This is a genomic window from Conyzicola nivalis, from assembly GCF_014639655.1.
GTDB classification, from domain to species: domain Bacteria; phylum Actinomycetota; class Actinomycetes; order Actinomycetales; family Microbacteriaceae; genus Conyzicola; species Conyzicola nivalis.
Map to the genome: position 1 here is coordinate 1,976,494 of NZ_BMGB01000001.1, position 18,119 is coordinate 1,994,612.

The following is an 18,119-nucleotide window of genomic DNA, read 5'->3' on the forward strand; positions in this document are numbered from 1 at the left end:
AGCGCGGGTCAGAAGTCGGTGTGACCGAGCTCCGGAGCTGCGACGAAACGGGCGACAGGGTCGGCGATCGCGAGGGTCTCGAACACGACGATCTCGTTACGTCCGGGGCGCAGAAGCGGGCCGGGAACGTAGAGCGTCTCGCCCGGGCCGCGGCCCCAGTAGCGGCCGAGGTCGAAGCCGTTCACAAACGCGTTGCCCTTTCCCCAGCCGACGGTGCTGAGGAAGAGGTCGGTCGGTTCGTCGACGTCGAAGGAGCCGCCGGCGAACGCCGGGCCCGCGATCGAACCCGCGGATGCCCCGCGAGGGTCGGCGTCGAGGCTCGCCTCCGCGGGCAGCGCGTCCACCGCGAGCGGCAGGACCTCCCACGCGGAGAGCGGTTCGCCGTCGAGCAGCGCGGGACCGATGAGCCCCTTGTCTTCGCCGATGCGCGGACCGTAGTTCACCCTCCCCTGGTCTTCGACCAGGATCTCGAGCACGCCGGCACCGGGCACGGTGAGGGCGGAGTCGTGGTGGTCGCGGCTGAGCACGCCGACCGGGGCTCCGTCGAGGAAGACCTGCGCCCGGTCGCGAACCTCGCCGAAGGAGAGCACTCCGCCCGACCCGACCGTCGTGCGGTAGAGCGCGAAGCCGCGGAAATGGCCGATCTCGTCGAGCGTCGGCAGGTGGTCGTACCCTGCCCACGTGCCGAGCTTCGAGGAGGGAGAGAACAGTGCGTCGGACAACGAGATCGAACGGTCGAGCGCCACCTCGAACACCGGTGCCGGCGCGGAAGCCGTCGGTACCTCGTCGGGGACCGGGGCGTACTTGGCGATCACGTCGCGGAAGGCCCAGAACTTCGGGCCGGGCTCGCCCGACTCGGTGAGCGGGGCGTCGTAGTCGTATGACGTGACCGTGGGCTGGTAGACGCCCTTGTCGTTGGCGCCGTTCGTGAGGCCGAAGTTGGTTCCGCCGTGGAACATGTAGAGGTTCACGGATGCGCCGGTGGCGAGCAGCTCGTCGAGTTCCGCGGCTGCTTCCGCGGCTCCGGTCGTGTGGTGGTGCGCGCCCCAGAAGTCGAACCAGCCGTTCCAGAATTCGGCGCACATGAGCGGGCCGGTCGGCTGGTGCCGGCGCAGCGTGGCGAGGCGTTCGTTCGCGCGCGAGCCGAACGACGCCGTCTTGTGCAGGCCGGGCAGGCCGCCGTCGGCGAGCATCTGGTCGGTGGGCTGGTCGATCGTGGTGAGCGGCACGGTGATTCCGCCCGAACGGTTCAACTCGACGAGCGCGGCCAGGTAGTCCTTGTCGTCGCTGTAGGCGCCGTATTCGTTCTCGATCTGCACGAGGATCACGGGGCCGCCGCGGTCGATCTGGCGCTCGGCCACGATCGGCAGCAGGGCGTCGAAGTACTCGGAGATCGCCTCCATGTAGTGCGGCTCGTTGCGTCGCACGCCCACCTCGGGGTTGGTGAACAGCCAGGCGGGCAGGCCGCCGTTGTCCCACTCGGCGCAGATGTAGGGCCCTGGACGCACGATCGCGTACAGGCCCTCGGCGGCGATGAGGTCGAGGAAACGGGCGAGGTCGAGTCCGGCCCGCGTGTCGAACGTGCCGCGCACCGGCGAGTGCTCGTTCCACGGCACGTACGTCTCGATCGTGTTGAGCCCCATGAGCCGTGCCTTGTGGATGCGGTCGGCCCAGAGGTCGGGGTGCACGCGGAAGTAGTGCAGCGCTCCGGAGAGGATGCGGAACGGTTCCCCGTCGAGCAGGAAGTCCTCCTCGCCGATGGCGAACGTGCGGCCGGGGGTAGACGGACCGGGCTGGGTGCTGGCGCTCACGCGACGGCTCCTTCTTTTTCGGAACGGGTGCTCGGGGTCGCGACGGCGATGCGCACAATCGACCACGAGAGCGGGGGAAGTTCTGCGGTGAGGCGGCCGTCGACGAGTGCGACGGAATCGAGCGGCACGGGCACGACGGTGTCCGGGTCCGCCAAGGTGTTGGCGCTGAAGCGCGAGCCGCCCTCGGGGGCGTGGATGCTGAGCGCGTCGGAGACGGCGGTGGCGGCGACCGGCAGGTCGACGGTGATCGACAGCGGCGTGGTGACGTCGCGGTTCACGAGCAGCAGCACGAGTTCGCCGTCGTCGGCATTCGAGACGACGACGGCGTCGAGAAGGTCGACGGCCCCGTAGCGGGCGGTGTCCACGACGGGCGACTCAACGGTCGACCGCAGGACGGTTCCGCGCGCGGCGGCCGCCGTGAGCGCGAAGGGGTGGAACGTGGTCTGGCGCCAGGCCGGGCCGTCGGGTTCCGAACGGATGGGCGCGATGACGTTCACGAGCTGCGCGAGGTTCGCCATCGAGACGCGGTCGGCGTTGCGCAGCAGTGACATGAGCAGCGATCCGACGACGACCGCGTCGGTGACCGAGTATTCGTCCTCGATGATGCGCGGGTGCTCGTTCCAACCGCCGTCGAACAGCGGCGGTTTGTCGACCTCGTTGAAGCGCGACTGGTACCAGACGTTCCACTCGTCGACGCTGATGCCGATGGTCTTCTCGAGCCCCTGTTCGGCGAGGACCTCGTCGATGATCGCGGCGACCGAGCCGATGTACCGGTCGAGGCCGACGCCGGAGGCGAGGAAGCTGGCGACGTCTCCCCCGGTCTCCTCGTAGTAGGCGTGCAGCGAGATGTGGTCGATCACGTCGGCGGAGTGCTCGAGCACGGTGCGCTCCCAGCTGCCGAAGGTGGGCATGTCGGCGTTCGAGCTGCCGGCGGCGACGAGCTCGATCGACGGGTCGACCCACTTCATCACCCGGCCGGTCTCGGCGGCGAGGCGGCCGTACTCGTCGGCGGTCTTGTGGCCGATCTGCCAGGGGCCGTCCATCTCGTTGCCGAGGCACCAGAGCGTGATGCCGAACGGCTCCTCGCGTCCGTTGGCGCGACGCGCGTCGGAACGGGCGGTGCCGCCCGGGTGGTTCGAGTACTCGAGCAGGGCGGCCGCGTCCTCGATGCCGCGGGTGCCGAGGTTCACCGCCTGCATGATCTCGAGCCCCGCGTCATCCGCCCATTCGGCGAATTCGTGCAACCCGACCTCGTTGGTCTCCACGCTGTGCCACGCGACGTCGAGGCGCACGGGGCGGCTCTCGCGCGGGCCGACGCTGTCTTCCCAGCGGAAACCGGAGACGAAATTACCGCCTGGATAGCGGATGACGCTTGCCCCGAGTTCGCGCACGAGCTCGAGCACGTCCGCGCGGAAGCCCTGGGTATTGGCGGTGGGATGCCCCGGCTCGTAGATGCCGGTGTAGACGGCGCGGCCCATGTGCTCGACGAACGAGCCGAAGAGCCGGTCGGTGATCCGCGCCACTGGCTCGTCGAGGTGGACGCGGAGATGGGCCTTGGCCACGGGGATCCCTAAGTGTCGAAAACGGGAGCGGGCGGCGCCGTTCGCACGGCGCCGCCCACCTTTTGAACTACTTGTTGACGGTGAAGCCCTGCTCGTTTCCGTAGTCGGCGCTGGCCTTCTGCCAGGCCTCCAGGCCCTCGTTCAGGTCGCCCTTGTCGGCGTACGACTGGCCGACCGTGTCGTTGAAGATGCTGTTCGAGTAGACCTGGAACGGGAGGTAGCTCCAGCCGGGAACGACGTCTTCGATGCTCGACGCGAGCAGCTCGTTGACCTTCTGGCCGCCGAAGTAGGGGTCTTCCGCGTTCAGGAACGCATCGGACTCGAGGTCGGCGACGGTCGACGGGAAGCCGCCGGCGGCGAGGGAGATCTGCGTTCCCTCACCCTCGTTCATGTACTGCAGGAAGCCGGCCGCGACGAGCTTGTTCTTGCTCTGCTTGAGGATGGCGTCTCCACCGCCGCCGTTCTCGGCGTTGGCGGCGACTCCGGCCTCGTAGGTCGGCAGCTTGGCAACGCGCCAGTCGCCGGCCGCGTCGGGCACACCGGAGGTCAGGTTGCCGGGCATCCAGGCGCCGATCGCGAGGGTGGCGATGGTGCCGTCGGCGAGGCCGCGGTACCACTCGTCGCTCCACGACGACACGGGGGCGACGAGGTCGTTCTGGGTGAGCTGGCTCCAGGTGTCGGCGAACTTCTTCGAGCCTTCGTCCTGGAGGTCGATCGTGACGTTGGTCTGGTCGGTCGTCTTGTACGGCTCGCCGCCGGCCTGCCAAATCATGCTCGTGGTGAAGCCGGCGTCACCGGTGTCGTTCGTGATGTACGCGTTCGGGTCTGCGGCGTGCAGCTTCTGCGCGGCGGCGATGTACTCGTCCCACGTGGTCGGCACGGCGATGCCCCACTTGTCGAACACCGTCTTGTTGTAGAACAGGGCCATGGGGCCCGAGTCCTGGGGAAGCGCGTAGACGCCGCCGTCGAGCTCGACCGAGCCCCACGTGCTGGCCGTGTACTTGTCCTCGAACTCGTCGAAGCCGAAGTCGGTGAGATCGACGAGCGCGTCAGACAGACCGAACTGCGGGAGGGCGTAGTACTCGATCTGCGCGACGTCGGGGGCGCCCGAGCCGGCCTTGATCGCGTTCTGCAGCTTGATGTACTGGTCGTTGCCGGTGCCGGCGTTCACGACGTTGACGGTGACGTTCGGGTGTTCCTTCTCGAACGACGCGGCGATCTCCTCGACGGCGGGCGCCCATGCCCACACGGTGATCTCCGACTTCTTCTCCAACGCCGCGGCGATGTCGTCGGCGGTTCCGGTCTCGGCTCCGCCTCCGGCCGAGGGGGCGCAGGCGGCGAGGCCGATGCTGAGTGCGATACCGGTGCCGATGACGGCCGCCGAGCGGCCGAACCTGCCCCGGCTGCTGTGTGCTGACTTCATGATGTGCCTTTCACTTCCTTGTAAACGGGGTGGGCCGGATGACCCGGGGAGAAAAGTTGGTCAGGCCTTGACGCTGCCGGCCGCGAGGCCGGACTGCCAGAACCGCTGGAGGAACAGGAACGCCACGATGATCGGGATGATCGTGAGCAGCGATCCGGTGATGACGAGGTTGTAGATGGGGTCGCCGCCGACCGTGGTCGCCTGGGCGTTCCACTGGTTGAGGCCGACCGTGAGCGGGTACCAGGTCGGTTCGCTCAACATGATGAGCGGCAGGAAGTAGTTGTTCCAGGTGGCGACGACGGTGAACAGCAGCACGGTCACGAGGCCCGGTGCGAGCAGCTTGAGCGAGATCGTGAAGAACGTGCGGAACTCGCCGGCGCCGTCCATGCGCGCGGCCTCGAGCACCTCGGTCGGCACCGCGTCGAGCGCGTAGGTCCAGATCAGGTACAGGCCGAACGGGCTGATCAGCGAGGGCAGGATGATCGCCCACGGTGTGTTCGTGAGGCCCAGCTGGCTGAACATGAGGAAGGTGGGAACCGCGAGCGCCGTGCCGGGGATCGCCACCGCGCCGATGACCACGGCGAAGACGCCCTTCTTGCCGGGGAAGTTGAACTTCGCCAGCCCGTAGCCGCCGAGCGTCGCGAGGAACGTGGCGCCGCCCGCTCCGACGACCACGTAGAGCAGGGTGTTGAGGAACCAGCGCACGAAGACGCCGTTGTCGTAGGTGAGCGTCGCGCCGATGTTCTCGAACAGCGAGAAGGGACCGCTGAACCAGAGCCCGAACGAGCTGAGCAGCTCGGTCTGGGTCTTGGTCGAGCTGACGAACAGCCAGAAGAGCGGCAGCAGGCTGTAGATCACGACGAGCGCCATGATCACGGTGAGCAGGATCGACTTCTTCTTGTGGGCACCGAGCTGGGTGTTCTTGCGCGTGTAGCGGGATTCGCGGGGCGACCGGCGCGGCGCGAGCTGTGCGGCGACGGCGGCATCCGTGGTTGTCGTTGTCATGTTCTATGACTCTTTTCTGCTGCCGGAGAGCTGCACGACGTACGCGATGACGGCGGTGAGCAGCCCGACGATGATGGCGATCGTGGCCGAGTAGTTGTACTGCTGGCCCGAGAACGACAGGTTGTAGGCGTACATGTTGGGCGTGAAGTAGGTGCTGATCGAGTTGGGCGCCAGGGTCTGCAGGATGTTCGGCTCGTTAAAGAGCTGGAAGCTGCCGATGATGGAGAAGATGGTGCCGATGACGATGGCGGGACGCAGGGCGGGCAGTTTGATGCTTCGGATGATCCGGAAGGCGCCGGCCCCGTCGAGCTCTGCCGCCTCGTAGAGGTCGACCGGAACCACGCGCAGCGCGGCGTAGAACAACAGCATGTTGTAGCCCACGAACTCCCAGGTGACGATGTTGCCGACCGAGACCAGCACCCAGCTGCTCGACAGCGGGGCGAACGCCGTGCCGAGGAAGTCGTTGAGGCTGCCGACGAGACCGAACTGGGTGCCGTAGATGAAGCCCCACATGAGGGTCGCGACGACGGCGGGGACCGCGTACGGCAGGAAGATCGAGATGCGGAAGAACGCCGACGCGTGCAGGCGCGCGCTGTCGAGGGCGAGCGCCGCCGCGAGCGCGAGCAGCAGCATGATCGGCACCTGCACGAGCAGGAAGACCGTGACGCGGCCGAGCGACTCCCAGAACCGTCCGTCACCGAGCGCGGTGACGTAGTTCTCGAGGCCGACGAACTGGTTGCCGCCGACGAGCTGGTCTTTGAAGAGGCTGAGCCAGATCGAGTAGATGACCGGGGCGATGAGCACGAGGGCGAAGACGATCATGAACGGGCCGACGAACTTCCAGCCGGTCCAGTCGAGCTTCTGCTTGTGCCGTTTGGGGGCTGCGAGCCCGGTTGCGGGTGGTGACACCGTCGTCATTCGTGAGTACTCACTCATCTCTCGGCCCTGAGGTCATAATTGTGGTCGCGTCATGTTTGCGTAAACATGTCGCGGTGAACACGGTAGCATGTTTACGCAAACATGATGCACACTGAGCAATCACCCGGATGAGCGGATCGACGATGACCAGCGAAACCACGGCACCACCGGCCGCAGGGCGGCGGCGCGGACCGTCGATGGCCGAGGTCGCGCAGCTCGCCGGCGTCTCGTCGCAGACGGTCTCCCGCGTGGCGAACGGTCTGACGAACGTCGACACGGCCACGCGCGACCGCGTCCTCGCCGCCATGGAGGAGCTCGGCTACCGGCCGAACAGCGCCGCCCGCGCGCTCAAGACCGGCCGCTTCCAGTCGATCGGCGTCATCATGACGACGCTCTCCACCTACGGCAACATGCGCACGCTCGACGCGATCGCCACCGCGTCCGCCCAGGCCGGCTACTCCATCACCCTCATGCCGATCGCCGTGCCGACGCAGGGCGAGATGGCGGTGGCGTTCACCCGGCTCTCGGAGCAGGCGGTCGACGGCATCGCGATCATCATCGAGGCGCACACGCTCGACAACAGCGACATCATCCTGCCGCCGGGGCTCCCGGCCGTCATCCTCGACTCCGACGCGGGCGACCGGTACACCGTGGTCGACGCCGACCAGGCGGAGGGGGCGCGGCTCGCGACCCAGCACCTGCTCGACCTCGGGCACGAGACCGTGTTCCATCTGGCCGGCCCGGAGTCGTCGTTCTCGGCGGCACACCGCACCGAGTCGTGGCGGGCGACACTGCTCGCGGCGGGAGCGACCGTGTTGCCACCCGTCATCGGCGACTGGACGGTCGAGTCGGGCTACCGTCACGGACTCGTACTCGACCCCGCGATCACCGCCGTCTTCGCCGCCAACGACCAGATGGCGCTGGGCCTGATGCGCGCGCTGCACGAGCGCGGGCTGTCGATTCCCGGCGACGTGAGCGTGGTCGGGTTCGACGACATGGCCGAAGCGCAGGCGTTCTGGCCGCCGCTCACCACGGTCCACCAGGACTTCGCGGAGATCGGGCGCCGCAGCATCCAGATGCTCCTGCACGAAATCGAGGACTCCACCCGCGGCGTCGGCACCACGATCGTGCCGACGAGCCTGGTCGTGCGCGAGTCGACGGCGGCGCCGCGCGCCTAGGGCCCGCCCATCGCCGGTGCGCTCTCACGCGGCCGTCGCCCGCTGCCGGTAGTGCAGTTGTGGCGGGTAGTCGGGCCCCCACACCCGCCATAAGTGCACTAGCGCGGCACGCGGGAGTGCGACCGCGCTACTCGGCGACGATCGACAGCGCCTGACGCGCTATCTCGAGCTCCTCGTTCGTGGGGATGACCAGCACGGTGACGGGTGCGCCCTCGGGCGAGATGACCCTCGCCGCGCGGGAGTGCAGCTCGTTGCGGTCGTTGTCGATCTCGATGCCGAGGAACTCCAGTCCGGCGAGCGCGCGCCGGCGAAGCAGCGCGTTGTTCTCGCCGACTCCGGCGGTGAACACGAGCGCGTCGAGGCCGCCGAGCTGCGCGACGTAAGCGCCGACGTAGTGACGGATGCGGTGCCGCCAGACCGCCAGCGCGGCCTCGGCCGCGGCGTCTCCCCCGGCGGCAGCCGTCTGCACGTCGCGCATGTCGCCGCTGCCCGTGAGGCCGAGCAGTCCGCTGCCCCGGTTGAGCAGCGAATCGAGCTCGTCGAAACCGAGCCCGGCCTGCCGGTGCAGGTGGAAGATGATCGCCGGGTCGATGTCGCCCGACCGCGTTCCCATCACGAGGCCCTCGAGCGGGGTGAGGCCCATCGAGGTGTCGATCGAACGCCCGCCGTCGATCGCGGCGACCGACGCGCCGTTGCCGAGGTGCAGGACGATCGTCTTCAACTCACCCAGCGGCCGGTCGAGGAACTCCGCGGCCTGCTCGGAGACGAACTTGTGGCTCGTGCCGTGGAAGCCGTACCTGCGGATCTTGTGCTGCTCGGCCAGCTCGCGGTCGATCGCGTAGGTGTAGGCCTCTGGCGGCAGCGTCTGGTGGAACGCGGTGTCGAACACGGCGACCTGCGGAACACCCGCGAAGATGGCGGCGGCGGCACGGATGCCAGCCAGGTTCGCCGGGTTGTGCAGCGGTGCGAGCGCCGAGAGTTCGTCGATGTCGGCCATCACCTGGTCGGTGACGAGGGTGGGGCCGGTGAAGAGCGATCCGCCGTGCACGACCCGGTGGCCGATCACGACCGGCGGCGAGAACGCGAGGTCGGGGCCGTACTCGGCGAAGGCGTCGGTCAGCACCCGCAGGGCGGCCGTGTGGTCGGCGATCGCGAGCTGCTTCTCGTGCTTCTCGCCCGCGGCGGTGTGACCCACGCTGCTGCTGGCCTCGCCGATGCGGTCGATGGCGCCAGAGGCGAGCGTCTCCTCGCCGTCGAGTTCGATCAGCTGGTACTTGAGCGACGACGAGCCGCTGTTGATGATGAGGGCGAGGCTCACGCGTTGGTCCCCGCCGCCTGGATGGCCGTGATGGCCACGGTGTTCACGATGTCGCGCACGAGTGCTCCTCGGGATAGGTCGTTGATCGGCTTGTTGAGACCCTGCAGCACCGGTCCGACCGCCACCGCGCCCGCGCTTCGCTGCACGGCCTTGTACGTGTTGTTACCCGTATTCAGGTCGGGGAAGATGAAGACGGTCGCCCGCCCGGCCACCTGGGAACCGGGCATCTTCGACTTGCCGACCGCGGCATCCGCTGCTGCATCGTATTGAATCGGGCCGTCGACGAAGAGGTCGGGGCGGCGCTCCCGCACAAGTTCGGTCGCGGCACGCACCTTCTCGACGTCGGCGCCGGCACCCGACGATCCGGTCGAGTACGACAGCATCGCCACGCGCGGGTCGATGCCGAACTGGTCGGCCGTTCCCGCCGAGCTGATCGCGATGTCGGCCAGCTGCTCCGACGTCGGGTCGGGCACGACGGCGCAGTCGCCGTAGACGAGCACCCGGTCGCTGAGCGCCATGAAGAACACGCTCGAGACGACCGAGACGCCCTTCATGGTCTTGATGATCTCGAAGCCCGGCTTGATAGTGTGCGCCGTGGTGTGCGCGGCGCCGGAGACCATGCCGTCGGCGAGGCCGAGGTGCACCATCATCGTGCCGAAGTACGACACGTCGGTCACGATGTCGCGGGCGGCCTCGACGGTCATGCCCTTGTGCGACCGCACCCGGGCGTACTCCTCGGCGAACCGTTCGCGCAGCTCCTCGTCGAAGGGGCTCAGGATGTCGGCTGCCGAGATGTCAACGCCGAGACCGGCCGCGCGCGCCCGGATCTCCGTCGCATCGCCGAGGATCGTGAGGCGCGCGACCCCGCGGCTCAGCAGCGTCCCGGCCGCGCGCAGGATGCGGTCGTCGCTGCCCTCGGGCAGGACGATGTGCTTGCCCGCACTGCGGGCGCGTTCGATCAGCCCGTACTCGAACATGAGCGGGGTGACGGCGCCCGACTTGCCCACGCTGAGGGCGTCGAACAGCACGCGCGAGTCGACGTACTTCTCGAACAGGGCGAGCGCGATGTCGCGCTTGCGATCGGAGTCGGCGGCGAGGCGGCCGCGCGTCTGGGTGATGCGCTGCGCGGTCGGGTAGGTGCCGAACTCGGTGGTGATGATCGGCAGGGAGGCGTCGAGCCCGGCGATGAGCCGCTTGATCACGGGCGAGAGATCGAACCCGCCGTTGAGCACGACGCCAGCGAGCGACGGGAAGGTGTCAGAGGCGTGGGCGGTGAGAGCGGCGAGCACCATCTCGCTGCGGTCGCCCGGGATCACGACGATGCCACCCTCGATGAGGCGCGGGAGCACGTTCTCCATCGACATCGCGGCGATCACGACGCCCATGGCCTCGCGGGCGAGCAGCGCCGAGTCGCCCTGCAGCAGGGTGCCGTCGACGGCGTCCATGATGCCCTGCACGGTCGGGGCGACGAGGAAGGGGTCTTCGGGGATCGCCCATGCCGGGATCGGCGCGGCGTCGGCGGCACCTGACTCGGCGATCGACGTCGTCGCGACGTCGGACACGGCGGCCGAGATCTCGTCGAGGTGGTCCTCGTCGGCACGGTTGGCCACGACCGCGAGGATGCTGGCGTGCGCCGCGGCCAGCTCGGGGATGGTGAGTTCGGCGATCTGGCGCATCTCGTCGGCAGTGCGTCCGCGCGACTCGTCCACCGAGCGGCCCGTGAGCACGAGCAGCACGGGCGCGCCGAGGTTGGCGGCGATGCGCGCGTTGAAGCTCAGCTCGGTGGGGCTTCCCACGTCGGTGTAGTCGCTGCCGACGATGACGACGGCGCCGCACTTCGCTTCGACGGCCTTGTAGCGTTCGACGATGCGGCTGAGGGCCGCATCCGGATCATCGTGGACCTCGTCGTAGGTGACACCGACGCACTCGTCGTAGTCGAGGTCGACGCCGTCGTGAGCGAGCAGCAGGTCGAGCACGTAGTCGCGCTCGGTGATGGAGCGCGCGATCGGCCTGAACACCCCCACGTTCTCGATCTCGCGGCTGAGGGTGTCGAGCACCCCGAGCGCGATAGACGACTTGCCGGAATGTCCCTCGGCGGAGGTGATGTAGATGCTGCGAGCCACGCCTTACACCCTAACCGCGCGACCTGAACGGAGCACAGGGGCTTAGGTCCCGCCTGCGGGTGGCTGCGGTTGGCTTGCGGATGCGGCCAGCACGGTTCACAGGTCGTTATAGCCCGTACGCGCGCTCGACAGGACGTTTCGCGCACTCAGGAACGCACGGCCCTGTCCGGCCGCCGAACTGGGGAGTCAAGGGTGCGCCACGACCTGCCCAGGAGCGGAGTGAGAGTCGCGAAGGCGTATACGGACGCGGCGATCAGACACGTCGCGATCAGGCCGACCTGCGCGATGGCCACGCCGCCCACAAAACTGCCGAGCGGCATCCCGACGGAGACGCCGGTGGTCAACGCCCCGAGCACCCGCGCGCGCATGGTTCGAGGAATCAACTCGAACATGACGGTCGAAATCAGCGGGTTAATGGAGCCGGCAGCCAAACCCGCGAGCGCGAAGACGACGAGCAAGGCCGGAATCGCGAGCCCGGAAGCCATCGCGAGGTACGGCGGCGCGCCCGCAAGCAAGAAGCAGACTACAAACGTCGGGCGCCGCGGCAGCCTGTGCCCGAACCACCCGTACAGGGCCGCGCCGGTGAGCGCTCCTGCCGCGAAAATCGCGACCATCAGGCCGAACAGCGTGCCGTCGTCGCTCACCGCGCTCGCGTAGACCGGCTTGATGACGGTCATGCCGGCCGCATCGATGAGGTTCGTGACGACGACGAGCAACACCACGTTGCGGATCGCCGGCGTCGAGGTCAGGAACCGGATGCCGTCGGTCAGCTCGCTCCAGAAGCTGGTGACGTCACTGACCGCATGATCGCGGGACCTTCCTTTCGGAACGAACAACAAGACAAGAAGTGCGGATGCTGCAAAGGTGGCGGCATCGAGGACCATGGCGTTGAGCGGACCTAGCCACGCGATGGTGAGCGCGGCGGCCGAGGCGCCGACCATCGTCGCGGTGCGCGAGATAGCTGACTCGGCGCCCGTCACCCGGCTCAGCCGTGCGCCCGCGAGTTGCACAAGGTCGGGTACAAGCGACCGCTTCGCCGTGTCGCCGGGCGTATCGAGCAGGCCGCTGACGAAGACGAGGGCGAGAAGCGCCCAGAACGGCAGCGCGATCACGGCCGCGAGCACGGGGATAGCGATCACCGTGACGCCGCTGGCGACGTCGGCCAGCAGGGCTGCACGACGAAAGCCGAGCCGGTCGACCAGCACTCCTCCGAACACGCCGCCGATGATCATCGGCGCCGTGGCAGCAATGCCGGCCGCTCCCGTCGCGAGGACGGAACCGGTGGACTGCAGCACATAGATCGGAACGACGATCGCCGTGATCGCGTTGCCTGCCAAAGACAGTCCTGTCGCGGCGAGCAAGCCGACGAGCGGAGTGCGGCGTGCCCGAACGGCGGCTCTCATCACGGTCGGCGGAATGCGTGCACGATGAGCTGCACCGGTTCAGCGCCCTCGCCTGTGGCGTTGCTCGCGGCGTGCCATTTCTCGAGCACGGCGCCCAACTCGGCACTCGCCTCGGCGAGCTGCGCCGCCGTCAGATGGGCGAGCGTGTCGGCGCTAGTTCCTGCCGCCGACCAATCGGCCGTGAGCTCGGTTGAAGCGTCGACGGACTGGTGCAGCGTCGCTGCGTAAACGTCAACCACTCTGTGCCGCAGCGCCGCGATCGCGACGGTCTCGGCGGCCGAGTCCGCATCGCTGGTGGAAGGAATGGCTGTGTATTCGTGCAGTGCGCGCCACCAGCGCTCACGCCGGTCGGTGGACAGTTCCGGCGCCTCCTCCACGAAACCGAACTGCGCGAGTTTTCCGAGGTGATAGCTGAGAGTGCCGGGAGCTTCGTCCACCAGATCTCCAAGTCGGCCCGCCGTCGACGGCCCGCCCGCACGCAGTTCTCCGAGGATGCGCAACCGCAGTGGATGGGCTAGCGCCCTCATCTGCTTGACATCGGTGAGGGACACGGTCGACGGGTTCATGACCCCAACCTATATACACAAGAGTTATTGTGCAACGGTTATTGTGCTTTCCGAGCCGCGAAATCGACAGGACATCAGTGAGGCATCCTGTCGAGCCACCGCGCCGCGAACGTGCCGCGAAGCGGCAGGTCGGGCGATTCGCCACCACGGCGTACAGCTCTCCACGCGATACCGGCGAAATATTGCCCGGAAAAAGTAAATGACCCCCCGCGCACCCGCCAGAGCCCGGTTACCCTTGCTACGTTTCCGTCCTGGGGGAGTTGGCCTGGATGGCGCCACGCGGGGAGCCGGACTTAAATATACAGGTATGATTCTTGAGGTTGTTCACATCGCCCCGGAAACCGGGTGAAGAACACCGGCCAGGAGAATTCGCCTAGTGGCCTATGGCGCCAGCTTGGAAAGTTGGTTGGGTGCAAGCCCTCGGGGGTTCGAATCCCCCATTCTCCGCCACAGTGAGCGATGTCGGGCGCAGGTGCTGCGCCCGACATCCCCGGTGTCAGCGGGCCGCGCCGGCGAGAGTGCCCGTGGTCTGCACGGAGTCGAAGACCGAGCAGATCACCTCGCGGTCGCCGGTCGACCACGTGTCGGCCGTCGGCAGGATCGGGAAGTAGTCGAGCGCGGATGACTCGTAGTCGAGCCCGACGAAGGTGGCGAACTGGTCGTAGCAGCCAGTGTCCGCGAGCTGCTCGGCGTCGGCCGGGAATTCGTCGCCGGCCAGGTCGAACAGGTAGTAGATCTCGTTGTCGTGCGGTTCCGAGCAGGGTACGGCCGGCACGTCCGACACCTCTTCGCTCGAGCCGCTCCCGTCGTTGAAGCAGTCGCCGACGGCCACGCTGTAGACGTCCTGCTGGCCGGCCTCGGCGATCTCCTGCGTCTCCGGGTCGCGCTCCGCTTGCGCCGGGAAGATGCTCCCGAGAGCCGAACAGCCGGTGAGGGCGGCGAGCGCTACCGCGCAGGCAGCGGTGGCCGAGGCGATGCGGGCGGGGATGCTGGTCATTGGTCGTCTCTCCGGTTGGCCTGGGCCCCTCTCCGTCGAGGGCGTGGAGAAATACTATCGATATTGAGGGCGACTCCGGTTAGACGGATGTATTCCCTACTCACGGCTGTCCAGGGGCAACACGTGTCGCCGCTGAGCGATAAGGTGAAAGAGTCTTGGGAACGTCACACCGATGTCCCCTGGGGAGAGACGAGCGGTTCATGTTGCGCAGCTGTTGGATTCGGGAAGATCCGGGGATGGGTTCGTTATGCCCGTGACCCGACTTCGCCGACCGCCGCAGGGCTACCGCAAGCTGCGTCCGCACCCGTGGCTGTTCCGTCAGGGGCTCGTGGCCACCCTCGCGTTTCTGGTGCCGACGTTCGGCGTGCTCTACTTCCTCACCGTGCCCGACGGTCCCTGGCCGGTGGTGGTCGCCACCCAGGTCGTCGCGTCCGTCGCGATCGTTCTGGCCTGCCGGTCGTATTTCCGGGTCGGCGTCTGGATCGACCGTCGCGGCATCGCGGAGCGCGGCCTCCTCGGACGCACCACGACGATGCAGACGGCCGACGTCGGTTCGATCGTTCTCGTGCGCACCTTCGAGGGAGGCGGCGCGGAAACGGTTCCGCAGCTGTTTGTCTGCGACCACGACGGCAACCAGGTCATCCGCCTCCGCGGACAGTTCTGGTCGGAGAGCGACATGCGTATCGTCTGCGACGAATTGGATGTCACGGTCACCGAGTTGAACGAATCGGTGACGCCGCGCGAACTACTCGAGCGCTACCCCGGCCTGCTCTACTGGTTCGAGCGCCGCCCCGTGCTCGCGGCCGCCCTGTTCAGCGCCGCAGTGCTCGTCGTCGGCAGCCTGCTCTACTTCGGCCTCGCGGCGATCGGCATCACCTAGGCGGTGAGCGTGATCGGCGGACGCAACGCCCAGTCGGCGAGCGCGTCGGCGCGCACGTCGACACCGCTGCCGGCACCGGTCGGTACCGCAAGGCGCCCGTCGACGAGCTCGAACGGTTCGGTGAGGTCTTCGGCGAAGTACCGGCTCGAACCGGAGGTGTCCCCCGGCAGCGTGAAATTCGCCATCGCCGCGAGGGCGACGTTGGCCGCGCGGCCGACGCCCGTTTCGAGCATGCCGCCACACCAGACCGGGACCCCCAGCTCGGCACACACGTCGTGCACGCGCACGGCCTCGAGGTAGCCCCCGACGCGGCCCGCCTTGATGTTCACGACGCTGGTCGCCCCACGCTCGATGGCGTCCAGCGCGACCTCGGCGTTCACGATCGACTCGTCGAGGCACACCGGCGTCTCGATAGCCGCGGACAGCACGATGTGGGTGAGGATGTCTTCTTCGACGAAGGGTTGCTCGATGAGCAGCAGGCCGAACTCGTCGAGCCTGCCGAGGTGCTCGATGTCGGCGCGCGTGTAGGCCGTGTTGGCGTCCACCTGCAGCGGGAGTTCGCCGATGAGCTCGCGCACGGCGCGCACCGGCTCGATGTCCCAGCCGGGTTTGATCTTCAGCTTGATGCGCCGGTAGCCCTCGCCGACGTAGCCGTCGACCTCGGCCAGCAGCTCGTCGATGCTCGAGGAGATCCCCACCGAGACGCCACAGTCGACGGCGTCACGGTCGGCACCGAAGTACTCGCCGAAACTGATGCCCTCGGCGCGGGTCTGCGCGTCGAGCACCGCGGTCTCCACGGCCGCTTTCGCCATGCGGTGACCGACCACGAAACCCAGCAGCCCGGCGACGGACTCGGCGCCGACCTCCTGTGCGGCGAGCAATGCCGGCGCGAGGTAATGACGGATCACCGCCTCGCTGCCGTCCACGTACTCGCTCGAGTACACCGGGTCGGCCATGGCGACGCACTCGCCCCAGCCGTCTCCGTCCGTGGTGCGCACGCGCACGAGCAGCACGTCGCGGGCGGTCTGGCGCCCGAACGACGTCTCGAACGGGCGCACGAGCGGCATCGCCACCCGGTGCAGTTCGACGGCGAGGATTCTCATGGCGACTATTCTGCGCCCCTACGCGCCGATGGCGCTCACCGAGTCGATCATCGTCTCCCACAGGAGATCGAGGTCGACCTCGGGCGGAAACCTGCCCTGAATCTCGAGCACCAGGATGCCGTGGCCCCAGGCCCAGAAACTCATCCCGGCGGTGAGCGTCGGGAAGAGCGCGCCATAATCGATGCTGGTCGACTCGCCGACCGCCCTGATGAGCTGCGCGCCGAGAAACGGCCGCTCGTTCATCAGCCGGAACAGTTGCGGGTGTTCGCGCCCGAGGGCGCGGTACGCGTGGGCGAGGGACGCGATCCGGTCGCGGCGCGAGGCGGACGAGTGGAGATCGACGGATGCCGCGGCGAGCCCCGTTGCCCAGAGCCGGAAGCCCACGTCGGCGAGCTGCTTCTCGATGTCGGCCTTGCTCGTGAACTGTTTGTAGAGCGACGGCGGTTTGATGCCCGCGCGGCGGGAGATGGTCCCGACACCGAGCTTCTCGAGACCCTCGTCTTCGAGCACCTCGAGCGCGATGGCCAGCAGTTCGTTGACGCGGGGCTCGCTCACCGCGACACCGCGCGGTCTTCGAGACCGAACGGCTGCCCGTATCCTCCGTCGGAGACGGGCCGGGCCATCAGCTCGAGGAACGGGGCCGCCTCGAACGCTTCGGGCCCGAGCACTCCCCTGCCCGTCCAGACCCCCGACGCCAAGAGTTCGAGCGCGATGACCGGGTTGAGGGCGGTCTGCCAGACCACGCACTGGCTCTCGTACTCGGCCATCGTCCACTCGTTGTCGGCGACGTGGTACAGGTAGACCTCGCGCGGCTGACCGTCGACACCGGTGCCCGTCACCCAGACCCCGGCGCAGGTCTTGCCAGTCATCCGCGGGCCGATCGTCGCGGGGTCGGGCAGTCCCGCGGCGACCACGTCGCGCGGCGCGACCTGCACCGGCCCGTCCGCGCTGCGTACGGTGAGCGGCTCGGTCTTGTCGAGCCCGAGCTGGTGCAGCGTTTTGAGGATGCCGATGAACTCGTTGCCCAGCCCGTACTTGAACGTGACGCGCTTCGCATCGATCCAGCGCGGCATCAGCAGCACCTCTTCGTGCTCGACATTGACGCACTCGACCGGGCCGATGCCGTCGGGGAACTCGAAGACCTCAGGCTCGCTGAAGGGCGGCGTCGTGTACCAGCCGCGGTCCTTCTCCCAGATCACGGGAGGGTTGAGGCACTCCTCGATGGTGGTCCAGATCGAGAACGACGGTGCGAAGATCTCGTTGCCCGCCTCGTCGCGCACCACGAGGTTGGCGCCGTCGCGGGTGCCGAGCTCGTCGATCTCGCTGAAGAGGTGGTCCGCCGCGTAGCGCGCGAACACGTCGCTGAGTCCGGGTTCCACTCCCATGCCGACGAGCGCGAGCCGGCCGGCCGTCTCCCAGTCGGGCGCCTGGGCGAACTGGTCGTCGCCGAGCTTCACACCCGTCTCGCTGTGCGGGTAGGTGTGGTGCGGTTCCGAGAGGCTCATTGCCATGTCGAGGTAGTCGGCGTCGGCGGCGAGCGCGCCCGAGAAGATCGTGGGCACGAACTTCGGCTCCACGGCGTTCATCACGTGGGTCACGCCGTGCTCGCGGGCGAGGGCGGCGACGTTGTCGGGGTCGGAGGCGTCGACCCGCGCCACCGCGAACCTCGACGCGACCTCCGCGCCGTGCCTCGCCGCGATCCAGTCCACCGCGCTCTGCGCCCTGGCGAGGTCGAAGTCGCTCACGACGAGCAGTTCGAAGAACGTTCGGCGGGCGGCGATCTTCGCGATCGCGGTTCCCACGCCTCCCGCGCCGACGACAAGAATTCTCAT

The 18,119-nt window shown here is 68.0% G+C and carries 15 protein-coding genes, 1 tRNA gene and 1 other RNA gene; 3 read left to right on the plus strand and 14 right to left on the minus strand.

From position 1 onward, the window contains the following. Positions 1–8: 8 nt before the first annotated feature. The 5 genes from IEV96_RS09815 to IEV96_RS09835 form a co-directional block, all read right to left on the minus strand. Positions 9–1,811 (minus strand): glycoside hydrolase family 35 protein, encoded by a 1,803-nt coding sequence (locus IEV96_RS09815; protein ID WP_188510434.1) that lies wholly within the window; start codon positions 1,809–1,811, stop codon positions 9–11. Then, positions 1,808–3,373 carry an arabinosylfuranosidase ArfA gene (arfA, locus tag IEV96_RS09820; protein WP_229733208.1) on the minus strand — a complete coding sequence of 522 codons (1,566 nt, stop codon included), beginning with the start codon at positions 3,371–3,373 and terminating at the stop codon, positions 1,808–1,810. Before arfA ends, IEV96_RS09815 begins: the two co-directional genes overlap by 4 nt. 67 nt (positions 3,374–3,440) lie before the next feature. Next, positions 3,441–4,796, minus strand: a complete 1,356-nt coding sequence (locus IEV96_RS09825; protein WP_188510435.1) for an ABC transporter substrate-binding protein — start codon at positions 4,794–4,796, stop codon at positions 3,441–3,443. Between the two features lie 60 nt (positions 4,797–4,856). Next, the gene (locus tag IEV96_RS09830; RefSeq protein WP_188510436.1) at positions 4,857–5,801 is read right to left on the minus strand and encodes a carbohydrate ABC transporter permease; all 945 of its coding nucleotides are present in this window, start codon (positions 5,799–5,801) and stop codon (positions 4,857–4,859) included. A gap of 3 nt (positions 5,802–5,804) precedes the next feature. After that, positions 5,805–6,719 carry a carbohydrate ABC transporter permease gene (locus tag IEV96_RS09835; protein WP_188511206.1) on the minus strand — a complete coding sequence of 305 codons (915 nt, stop codon included), beginning with the start codon at positions 6,717–6,719 and terminating at the stop codon, positions 5,805–5,807. A 143-nt stretch (positions 6,720–6,862) separates the two neighbouring features. Between IEV96_RS09835 and IEV96_RS09840 the strand changes: the two genes are divergently transcribed. After that, positions 6,863–7,897 (plus strand): LacI family DNA-binding transcriptional regulator, encoded by a 1,035-nt coding sequence (locus IEV96_RS09840; protein ID WP_188510437.1) that lies wholly within the window; start codon positions 6,863–6,865, stop codon positions 7,895–7,897. A gap of 127 nt (positions 7,898–8,024) precedes the next feature. Here IEV96_RS09840 and IEV96_RS09845 read toward each other — a convergent pair whose 3' ends face one another. The 5 genes from IEV96_RS09845 to ffs form a co-directional block, all read right to left on the minus strand. Next, the gene (locus IEV96_RS09845) at positions 8,025–9,215 is read right to left on the minus strand and encodes an acetate/propionate family kinase (protein WP_188510438.1); all 1,191 of its coding nucleotides are present in this window, start codon (positions 9,213–9,215) and stop codon (positions 8,025–8,027) included. Then, positions 9,212–11,338, minus strand: coding sequence for a phosphate acetyltransferase (gene pta, locus IEV96_RS09850; protein ID WP_188510439.1), 2,127 nt, complete (start codon positions 11,336–11,338; stop codon positions 9,212–9,214). Before pta ends, IEV96_RS09845 begins: the two co-directional genes overlap by 4 nt. A gap of 146 nt (positions 11,339–11,484) precedes the next feature. Beyond that, on the minus strand, positions 11,485–12,741 hold the full coding sequence (locus IEV96_RS09855) for an MFS transporter (protein ID WP_229733209.1): 1,257 nt from the start codon (positions 12,739–12,741) through the stop codon (positions 11,485–11,487). Further along, the gene (locus tag IEV96_RS09860) at positions 12,741–13,307 is read right to left on the minus strand and encodes a winged helix-turn-helix domain-containing protein (RefSeq protein WP_188510441.1); all 567 of its coding nucleotides are present in this window, start codon (positions 13,305–13,307) and stop codon (positions 12,741–12,743) included. Before IEV96_RS09860 ends, IEV96_RS09855 begins: the two co-directional genes overlap by 1 nt. A 195-nt stretch (positions 13,308–13,502) precedes the next feature. Beyond that, positions 13,503–13,599, minus strand: an RNA gene (gene ffs, locus IEV96_RS09865) — signal recognition particle sRNA small type. A 70-nt stretch (positions 13,600–13,669) separates the two neighbouring features. Between ffs and IEV96_RS09870 the strand changes: the two genes are divergently transcribed. Continuing rightward, positions 13,670–13,757, plus strand: a tRNA-Ser gene (locus tag IEV96_RS09870). 46 nt (positions 13,758–13,803) lie between these two features. Here the strand turns inward: IEV96_RS09870 and IEV96_RS09875 are convergent. Then, entirely contained in the window at positions 13,804–14,304 is a 501-nt protein-coding gene (locus IEV96_RS09875) for a septum formation family protein (protein ID WP_188510442.1), read from the minus strand. A 247-nt stretch (positions 14,305–14,551) separates the two neighbouring features. On the opposite strand from IEV96_RS09875, the gene IEV96_RS09880 reads away from it, so the two are divergent. Then, positions 14,552–15,184, plus strand: a complete 633-nt coding sequence (locus IEV96_RS09880) for a hypothetical protein (RefSeq protein ID WP_229733211.1) — start codon at positions 14,552–14,554, stop codon at positions 15,182–15,184. On the opposite strand, the gene menC is transcribed toward IEV96_RS09880, so the two are convergent. The 3 genes from menC to IEV96_RS09895 are packed head-to-tail and all read right to left on the minus strand — an operon-like array spanning position 15,181 to position 18,119. After that, a complete protein-coding gene (gene menC, locus IEV96_RS09885) occupies positions 15,181–16,287 on the minus strand; it encodes an o-succinylbenzoate synthase (protein ID WP_188510444.1) in 1,107 nt (368 codons plus the stop codon). The genes IEV96_RS09880 and menC overlap by 4 nt on opposite strands. An 18-nt stretch (positions 16,288–16,305) precedes the next feature. Next, entirely contained in the window at positions 16,306–16,842 is a 537-nt protein-coding gene (locus IEV96_RS09890; protein WP_188510445.1) for a TetR/AcrR family transcriptional regulator, read from the minus strand. Further along, a complete protein-coding gene (locus IEV96_RS09895; protein WP_188510446.1) occupies positions 16,839–18,119 on the minus strand; it encodes a saccharopine dehydrogenase family protein in 1,281 nt (426 codons plus the stop codon). Before IEV96_RS09895 ends, IEV96_RS09890 begins: the two co-directional genes overlap by 4 nt.